The 7,237-nt window shown below is 60.2% G+C and carries 3 protein-coding genes and 1 pseudogene; all 4 read right to left on the bottom strand.

Annotation, left to right across the window (positions count from 1 at the left end; translation table 11 throughout):
• Positions 1-337: 337 nt before the first annotated feature.
• Complete coding sequence (locus tag MHY24_RS09485) at positions 338-871, bottom strand: YceI family protein (RefSeq protein WP_239230172.1); 534 nt, start codon at positions 869-871, stop codon at positions 338-340.
• 183 nt (positions 872-1,054) lie between these two features.
• Positions 1,055-4,483, bottom strand: a complete 3,429-nt coding sequence (gene murJ / locus MHY24_RS09480) for a murein biosynthesis integral membrane protein MurJ (protein ID WP_239230169.1) — start codon at positions 4,481-4,483, stop codon at positions 1,055-1,057.
• Positions 4,484-4,501: 18 nt separating this feature from the next.
• Entirely contained in the window at positions 4,502-6,697 is a 2,196-nt protein-coding gene (locus MHY24_RS09475; protein WP_239230167.1) for a DUF6049 family protein, read from the bottom strand.
• Positions 6,697-7,212: pseudogene (locus MHY24_RS09470) on the bottom strand (NUDIX hydrolase); the annotation flags it as partial. The gene MHY24_RS09475 and the pseudogene MHY24_RS09470, both read right to left, overlap by 1 nt.
• Positions 7,213-7,237: the final 25 nt, after the last annotated feature.

The raw sequence follows: 7,237 nt of genomic DNA, 5'->3' as shown, positions 1-7,237 counted from the left end.
GAAGACCACCGAAGAAGCAGCCTAATGAACCGACATCAACCCCGAGCCGGACCCTAACACCGCCGATGACACTGTCCCTCGATTCAGAAAGAACAGATACACCACTTCCACGGACTTGACCACGAGTTGTTTGAAACAACTCGACAATAACTAATGCAATTTAGTCGAGTCTTTAAGACGATACCTGCAAGTAAACACTATAAAACAAAGTTGTTTCAAGTTGTTTTGGAATTGACCAAGTGAATGGAGTGCTATACCGCATGAAGAAAAAGCCCACAGCCAAAGGTGGCTGCGGGCTAGGAGATGCTCAAGACCTTTTGTGTCTAAGGCTGCCGGCTTACTGCTTGATAGCAGAAACCTCGAGCTCAATCTTGATCTCCTCGGAGACCAGCACGCCGCCGGTCTTCAGCGGAGCGTTGAAGTCGATGCCGAAGTCCTTGCGGTTGATCTTGGTGGTTGCCTCGAAGCCCAGGCGGGTATTGCCAAATGGGTCCTCAGCGGTAGCAACGTCTTCAACGTTGAGGTCAACGGACTTGGTGGTGTCCTTAATGGTGAGGTCGCCGGTGACGGTGCCGTTGCCATTCTCGTCAACGTTGAGGTTGGTGGCCTTGAAGGTGATCTCTGGGTACTGCTCTACTGCGAAGAAGTCCTCGTTCTTTACGTGTGCATCGCGGTCATCGTTGCCGGTAGTGATGGAAGCGGTGCGGATGGTTGCCTCAGCAGCGGACTCGGCGATGTTCTCGGCCACGGTGACGGTGCCTTCGAAGTCTGCGAAGTTACCGCGAACCTTGGTGACCATCGCGTGCTTGGCGACGAATCCGATAACGGTGTGGGCTGGATCTAGTGCGTAGGTACCTGCTGCGAGGGACATGATGAATACTCCTAAAGCTGTTGTTTGCGTTACACCCCACAGTGTACGTACCACTTCTAAATAGTCAACATGTGAAGTAAATAATTTTTGAACGTGCAGGTCAAAGAAGTGTGAATGCGGAAAAGATTAAAAAAGAAGGCCGAATCGAGGGTCGTGTCCTCGATTCGGCCGTGTGGGCTGTGCCTAGGGCTGCCCGACGAGACCAATGTCTGCGATGGTTGCCTTATCGGACTTAGGTAGCTCGGTGATCATGAGGAGGAGGCCGTCGAATTGCTCGGTGGTTTCCTCCAGCTCGATATCTTCCTTGCCGCCTTCGAACTTGCCCCTGGCCAGTTGGTGCAGGGAGCCAGCTTGTGGGTTCTCCGGATTGAATCTGTCCTGATTTACGCCATAGACGGCGTACCTCGCCCCAGTGGAGTTGGACTGCACCACCGGCAGGACCGCAAGGTGCGTTGGCGTATCCAAGGTGACGAGGACGCCGGTGTCCTCCTCTTCGGTGGACCAAGTGGTGGCCGTTTTGCCGTCGATAAGCGCTGCATTGTCCTTGTTATCAGGGACGGTAACCGCAGAGGAAGGCTGGAGACGCACCGGCGGGGTATCCGGAATGTCCGTGCTGCCGTGGATGGTCTCGCTGACCGGGTTGGATGTCTCCACATTGCTGAGCAAGGACATAATCCAGGTGGTGAGCGCGGCCATTCCTACGACGAAGATGGTGGCGAAGATGCCGATGACGATGACGCCGGAACCGGAATAACCGCGGCCGCCAAAGCCGGGTTCTTGCGCTGGGTCATCCTCTTGGTCCGGTTCTACCTGTGCCTTCACCGGCAGGGCTTCAGGTACTTTTTCTGGTTCATCCGGTGCGAAGTCGTGCAGGCGCTGGGCGATGCCGGCCAAGGTTAGCGCCTGTGCCTCTTGCAGCTTCTCCATCTTTTCCTCGTGGCTGTCTTCGTCGGCACTATCGAGCGCGTAGTGCGCATCTTCAACGCGCTGAGCGGCCTCGTCCGCGGGAAGGTTGGCATCTTCAGAAATATCGCGCAGCTTCTTCGGCGAAGGTTCCGTGGACTCTACGAGCAGCTCGAGGGCGGAGCTCAATGCCTCGCGGTCGGTGACCGCGGAGGTGCCGTCCAGCACGGCGGGGAAGGCAACCTTGACTACACCGTCGGTTGAAACGCGGAAACGGTCGCGGTGTTCCACTCCGAGGATGAGGCCGGCATCGTGGGCAGCGGCGGCGTCAGCAAATAGCGGTGCAGTAGCACGAGCCACGGAATGGGGATCGAGGTTATCGGCCTCAGACACCTGCTTAAGGGAGGTGCCCTCAAACCAATCCGCCACTACCAGGCAGCCAGTGCGATAAGACAGAACTTGGATATTATCCGCCACGGTATCGAGCTCCAGCTCGGCAAGGCGGCGGGTATTGCGCGAAATCTCTGCGGAGCGGCGGGCGGCAACTCCCGGAGTCGATGGCGCAATCGGCGCCAGGCTATTGGTATCGACGAACGTCAAGGCGACCAGTCGGCCGGTGGACTGTTCGCGCGCCTGCCAGAACTGCGCACCAGTAACCGCACCGTGATCTTGGAGCAGGCGGAAGCGACCATCCGATACCGGGGCACCCGGCACGAGGCGTGGTCCGCGGACGATACCGGCGGACATCGGTGGCGGTACCAGGGTGGCGTTGAAGGCGTCCTGGGAGAATACCGGTTGAATTTCCGGCACGTCGGGCTCTTCCAACTCGATGGCCTTGGAAGAATCGACCTTGATGAAGCGGGACATGCCCGGGATGCGCTGCAGGGCGCGGGCCAAATTCTGCACCTCCGGCAAGGAGGACTTGGACAGCGCCAGGCCGGTGGCGATGAGGAAGATGATGCCGAGCACCGCGACCTTGATCAGCGAGACGATGGACGGCAGATTCTCCGGGAGGAGGAAATTCACGCCCCTATACAGCACCCAGGAGACGACCAAGCCCACTAGGCCGGAACCGGAAGCCCACAGCACGGTCTGCGTGACGGCCTTGCCACCGAGGCTGCCGAGCTTGCGCTTGAGCAGGAAGCCGCCAATGACCGCACCGGAGACGAAGCCAAAGCCATTGGCCGTACCGAGCAGAATCACCACGCGGTCCGGGTTGGACGTCATCAATGGTGCCAAAAGCGTGAGGACGATCTTGGTCAGCGTGATGCCGGCGATGATGAAGGTAGGCGTCCATGCTTCCTCACGGGCATAGAACACGCGCAGGTGCAGCAGCACCAAGGCATACGGGATGAGTGTGAAGGCGGAGAAGCTGATGGTCAGGCCGAGCTGCTCGGCGCTCTCGGCGCCGTAGGCACCGTATTGGAAGAGGGCGCGGGCGATAGGAACGCCGAAGCCGGTCATGAAGATGACGATGGGGATAAGTGCGATGAAGGTCAGCTTGGAGCCCAGGGTGAGATCGCGGACCACGGCATCTACATCGCCGTCGGCGGCGTTGCGGGACAGGCGAGGCATAATCGCCGTCAGGAGCGTCACGCCGATAACGCCATAAGGCACCTGCAGCATGAGCCAGGCATTCTGATAGACCAGCGGAGCGCCAGCATCCGCATAGGCGGCCACGCGGGAGGTGACCACGTAGCCCAGCTGGGAGATGGCCACATAAGTAATGATGGCTAAAGCCATGCCACCGAATTGCTTGATGCGGGAATCCAAGCCCCACTTGGGGCGCAGGTTAATGCCGGCCTTTTTGAGGTACGGCAATAGGATGAGGCACTGCATCATCACCGCTGTGGTGGTGCCCAAGCCCAAGAGCATGACGTGTGGGTCGGCCACTGGCGTGGGATCATGCGGGTCGAGCTCGCCTGGCAGGAAGCGATAAGCCAGCAGCACGCTAATGGAGATGACGTTATTGATTACCGGCGCCCAGGCGCCCGGACCAAAGACATTCTTGGTATTGAGGACGGCCTGGAAGAGGGCGAAGAGGCCGTAGAAAAGAATCTGCGGCAGCAGCAAGAAGGCCAAGGAAGTTGCCTGCACGGCATTGGCCTTGGAATCTTCCGGCAGCATCATCCTTGTTAAGAAGGGAGCGAGTACTACGGAGGCAATGGTGACTATGCCCAGGATCGAAAATGCCAGGGTAAATAGCCGCCGGACAAAGGTCTCACCGCGGTCCGTGTCTTCCTTTTCGGCCCGCACGAGGACGGGCACGACCAGAGAGGTCAGCACCGCACCCAAAACGATCTCGGTGACGAGGTTGGGGATCTGGTTGGCGCTACTAAACGCAGTTCCCACCGTGGCGCCGAGCGTGGCGCCGATGAGCATCTGGCGCAAGAAGCCGGTGATACGGGATAGCAGGGTCGCGATGGCCATCGTGCCTGTTGCGCGGATGACATCCTGATTGGATGATTCATTGTCCGCGTTGCGTCCGGTGAGCGCGGACTTATCCTCCTCAGGAGGAACGGTGGTGTCCTTCACCGCTGGGGTGGGGCGCTTTTCTGGTACCGGAGCGGGAGGAGAGGCCTGGACGATGCGGCCGCGGGCACCCGCCGGGGCGGGGTGCTCTGCCGGCACGGCGGCATCCTTCGGCTCAACTACACCCGCAGGTGACTTCTCCACGTGTTCGGCCTCGCGGCCAGTCTTATCAGTCATAGAGGATACAACTTCAACTTACTTTTTAAGCCTTTGTGATTTTTTGCGCCGATGGCGGCCTAGCCGGAAGATCGTGGCTAAGACCAGCGCAAGGGCGCCGGCTAGGCCGACGCCATACACGCTTACGATACCGGCACGCGTTTGCACAGCGATATTGATGGGCTCGGAGATGGTTTGCTTTTCTGGGGTAGCAAGCCACAGGCCAATGTCTGTGCGATCGGCGTCCTTAGGCATATCGGCGGTCATGGATACAGTAATAGAGCCCTTGGCCGGAATATGGACGCTCCTGGGTGTGTTGAGGCGCGCGCCATCGGGGGCGTCGTATTGCAGCTTGGCCTCCACCGGTAGTGGCAGGCCATTTTCTGCCACGATGAGCAGCGGCGATGACTCGGATACGCGGGTATAGACATTGCCCGGTGGGATAAGCGCCACAGAAGAACGCAGGTCTCGCAGCGTATCGGAATGCACATCCATCGTATGAGTGAACCGGCGCTGCGCCTCTGCATTGCTTCCCAAGCTATCGCGGTTGGTCAGCGAGAGAGCGGCGAGCAGATCCCGGCGCAAAGGCAGGACGAATTCATAGCGAGTGAGCGCGATATCGGGATCATCGACCATGATATTCATCAGCTCGTCGGTGTAGCGGGCCTGCTGCTCCACGCGGACGATATCGGATTCGGCAAAGGCGGCGGGATCGCTAAAGGGGTTGCCGGGCAGTGAACCGGGCTCCGTGGTCTCTTGTTTCAGGCTGCCGACGGTGCGCGGATGGGACTTACCGGAAGCGATGAGTGCCTCGGCAGAGTCGAGTGCGTACTCGGCCGCGCTGGGATCCAAGTAATTGGGCAAGCGTGCCACGGTGTCATCGCTCGCGGCCAAGCTCAGTGCGGCGCCGCCGGTGATGGCACGAGAAAGATCGGAATCGAGCGAGTAATCGTAGCGCAGCTCTGGGTTGGAATAGCCCACCGTCTGTGGTTTGGAGCCGGTTTGGGCGAGGAGGGCGCCCAGGGAGGCGTCGAAAGTCACGGCGCGGCCGGGCCACGAAGTATTATCCGCCACCAATGCGGGCAGGGGCAGCTGCTGATCCACATAGCCGGAGCCGACCGCGAGCACGGTGGTGGCCGGCTTGGCACCGAGAATTCGCTCGATGGAGTGATTACCGCGTTGCAGTCCTTCGTAGGTAAGGAAGGGATTATTCGCTTTGGCCACGGAGGAAGCATTGGCGTTCGCCCACGGCATAGACATAAAGCAATCGAGCTCGCGCAGGCGCTTGAGCCAGCGGGCGGCATTCTCTTTCCCTGAGCCGGGTTCGAGGTGCACATCGTCCTCGTTAGTGAACCACGAATCGCGCAGGCGCTTAGGGCGCTCGGCTTGAGCTGGGCGGGCAGAGCCCACCTTATAGCTCTCCGCCATGCGGTTGACCGTATCCAAAAGGGCGGGATCGATAGCTACGCAGCCTGCCCCGCGCAGGTCGTGGTCGGCGTACGTGCTGACCAAGCGATCGAGCCGGCCGCCCTCAGCCAGTTCATCTGCTAACTCATCAGAGGAGAGGATAAGCTCCTCTCCCCCAGCGCCGCCAGGTATCGAGTCGATATCGGCGCTGATGGGATAGATCACGGTGAGATCGTGGGGTTTGGAGTCCGAGGGGGCATCGCCAAGCGCCTGCTCCTTCCCCTTCAGCTGGCCTACGAGGCGCTCCTCCGCAAAGCTAACCGCCTCGCCGCCTACGGTGCCGGTGAGGGTAAACAGCAGCGGATAGGAGCCAGGCTCTTCGATGGCCAGGGTCTGCTCGCCGTGCAGGGAGGTAGGAACCTGGAAGGTGACCTCCCGGGATTCGCCCGGCTGCAGGGGCGCGGTGGTAGTGCTGGGACCGTAATACGGGAATTCGCCGGTGGCCAACTGCGTGCGGGCCTGCGCGGTATCCTCCACGGCATCGCCGCGGCGGCTCGTGAGCTGGAGATCCTCCATGGTTTCATCGGTAGGATTGTGCAGCCGGAAGGTCAGTTTGAGGTCTTTGCCCACGGTAAAGGGCTCGGCCGCAAGGAGATCAAGGTTGGCCCGCTCCGGCCCGCGCGCACCCAACCATGCCTGGATATCCTGCTGCTTTTCGGCGGCCGCGTCCATCTGCGCGGCGGCTTCTGGTAGCGGCATGCACAAGCCCCACCCCGCTACCGCCATGCAGCCGCCCACGGCGGCCCAAGACTTCAGGCGCTGGCGCATTACCGTGGCGTCACTTTCCCCGCCGCGGCTTCCTTTCGTGCGAGATCGGGAAGGAGATCATGTGCGATGCGCGCCAGCTTGCGCTCATCGGCGTAGGCCAAGTGCTCGATGAGTTCAGAGACGGGGATCCACGAGACCTCAGTGACCTCTGGATCCTCATCGTTCATAATGCCGTCTACAAAACGCAGCAAGTGGTGGTGCACGGTTTTATGGATGCGCACCCCATCAGAGACGAACCAGTAATCAATCATGCCGAGGTCCGCAAAAACCTCACCAGAAATGCCGGTTTCTTCCCATACCTCTCGTTCAGCGGTGACCTCCTTGGCCTCGCCATTTTCCACGTGGCCCTTGGGCATGGACCACAGCAGGCGCCCGCGGCGGTCGAGGCGGCCGATGAGCGCCACATAGAGCCGGGAAAGGTCGACGTTGCCATTGGCATCGACGCACTCCGCCAAGCCGGAGACAACGAGGCCGCCCGCGGAGGTTTCATCGCGGGTTTCCATGGCCGTGGATTGGCCATTGCCACCGCGGTAGGGCTTG

Origin of the sequence: Corynebacterium sp. ACRPQ (genome assembly GCF_022347225.1) — a bacterium.
In the GTDB taxonomy this organism is placed as follows: domain Bacteria; phylum Actinomycetota; class Actinomycetes; order Mycobacteriales; family Mycobacteriaceae; genus Corynebacterium; species Corynebacterium tuberculostearicum_D.
The sequence above is the reverse complement of the archived record's forward strand: the minus strand, read 5'-3'. Positions and strand labels throughout refer to the sequence as shown.

Bases quoted from the DNA above. Each gene is read 5' to 3' on its own strand.
- MHY24_RS09485 (WP_239230172.1), bottom strand. From the start codon at position 871: ATGTCCCTCGCAGCAGGTACCTACGCACTAGATCCAGCCCACACCGTT.
- murJ (WP_239230169.1), bottom strand. From the start codon at position 4,483: ATGACTGATAAGACTGGCCGCGAGGCCGAACACGTGGAGAAGTCACCT.
- MHY24_RS09475 (WP_239230167.1), bottom strand. From the start codon at position 6,697: ATGCGCCAGCGCCTGAAGTCTTGGGCCGCCGTGGGCGGCTGCATGGCG.